Below are 1,870 nucleotides of genomic sequence, written 5' to 3'. Positions count from 1 at the left end.
GAGCGCCAGCTGCAGCAGCTAAGTTATGCGCGCGTGCTAATCCTCAATGAAATTGGCTACCTGCCGATGAACCGTGAGGAGGCAAGCCTGTTCTTCAGGCTGCTGAATCGTCGTTACGAGAAGGCCAGCATCATCCTGACGTCGAACAAGGGGTTCGCGGACTGGGGAGAGATGTTCGGCGACAACGTGCTGGCAACGGCGATCCTGGACAGGTTGCTGCATCACTCAACGACGCTGAATATCAAGGGGGAGAGCTACCGGCTAAGAGAGAAACGGAAGGCAGGTGTACTGAGCAAGAATCTGGCGCCAGAAAGCAACGAGGCATCGCTGGAAAAAAGCGGTCAACCTGGTTGATGAATAGCGGACATTAAAAATGGTGAAAAACGGTCAAAGATCGTGGCGTTGACATTCAAGGATGATGTGTTTATCGTCGATGAGAACGAAGAGTTCACCGAGCAGAGCATGAACCCGGATGTCCACGGACAGGATTTGCGCTTTGCCTTTGACCGCCATGAATACCGGGTGATGTTGGTGACCGACAAGTTCCAGACCGGTTTTGACCAGCCCAAACTGGTCGCTATGTATGTGGATAAAAAAATCGCCAACCATGTGGAGATTGTGCAGACCTTCGCCCGCCTGAACCGTACGGCACCTGGGAAAGATGAGGTCTTTATCATCGACTTCGTGAACGATCCAGAGAACGTGCGCAAGGCCTTTGCCACTTATGACAAGGGCGCTCACATCGGCGAAGTGCAAGACCTCAATGTGGTCTACGAGATCAAGGAGCGACTGGACGAGCACGGCCTGTACGACGAGAAGGACTTGACCGCGTTCAAAGAAGCTCGCTTCAAGACCATACGCGACATCACCCATACTAAATCGCCACAACACAAGGCGCTGTATGCCGCTACGGCTGGAGCGACGGCCTTGTATAACGACAAAATGAAAATGCTGCGCGATGACATGGCAACCTGGGAATCAGCGTTTGAGAAGGCCCGTGCCAAGGGAGATGAGGCAAGTATGAAGTCTGCCGATCACCACCAGGATGAGTATGCCGAGCAAATCAAGGCGTTGATGGGCTTCAAGTCGGACCTGGGGCGCTTCTGCCGTACCTATTCCTATATCGCCCAACTGATTGATTTTGGCGACCCGGAGTTGGAGAACTTTGCCGCTTTTGCCAAGCTGCTGCAAAAGCGCCTTCAGCACGAAACACCGGAAACCGTGGACTTGACAGGCCTGGTGCTTACTGGCTTTGACATCAATGCTCGACCCGATGAAGTAGAAGACGAAGGCAAAACCCCGGTATTGCAACCAGCAGGTGCAGGCGGTGGTGGCGCGGCAGGCGACAAGCCGAAATTCGTTAAAGAGATTATCAAGAGGCTCAACAACCTGTTTGGTGAGGCGACGCCGATCCAGGATCAGGTGGCTTTCGTTAATCAGATTTCAGCGATTACTGGTGAAAGCAATGTCGTTATGGCTCAGGTGGAAAGCAACACCCGTGAGCAGGCTATGAAAAGCAACCTCCCCGGCGCTGTTCAGCAAGCGGTTGTTCGTGCTTTGTCCAGTCATCAGAAGCTGGCAACCCAAGTGCTTAAGTCAGACCGTCAGGGCATGACCGCATTGGTTGATATGGTGTATGACCTGCTGCGCGAAGGCAAAGACATCGACCTGGATATGGATTAAGCCGATGCTTGACCTGCTGAATCTGCCAGGCATCAAGCCGGTCGATATGCGCCACGAAAGCAAGTGCCTTGTGATAGTTGCTGAGCCGGTAACAGTCGAGGTGCCGTTATGTGGAAACTGCAACACCCCTATGCACAAACACGGCACGCGTAAAAACAAGTTCATGGACACGCCGTTGTACATGGAG

At 53.0% G+C, this 1,870-nt stretch carries 1 protein-coding gene and 2 pseudogenes; all 3 read left to right on the top strand.

Annotated elements, in window-relative coordinates:
* Positions 1 to 354, top strand: a 354-nt coding sequence (locus BBW68_RS13395; RefSeq protein WP_070135736.1) for an ATP-binding protein, incomplete at its 5' end; no start/stop codon positions are given.
* A 54-nt stretch (positions 355 to 408) separates the two neighbouring features.
* Positions 409 to 1,683: pseudogene (locus tag BBW68_RS13390) on the top strand (type I restriction enzyme subunit R domain-containing protein); the annotation flags it as partial.
* Positions 1,684 to 1,687: 4 nt separating this feature from the next.
* Positions 1,688 to 1,870 (top strand): annotated as a pseudogene (locus tag BBW68_RS13385) (ISL3 family transposase); the annotation flags it as partial.

This window comes from Candidatus Erwinia dacicola (genome assembly GCF_001756855.1).
Taxonomy (GTDB): domain Bacteria; phylum Pseudomonadota; class Gammaproteobacteria; order Enterobacterales; family Enterobacteriaceae; genus Erwinia; species Erwinia dacicola.
The sequence above is the reverse complement of the archived record's forward strand: the minus strand, read 5'-3'. Positions and strand labels throughout refer to the sequence as shown.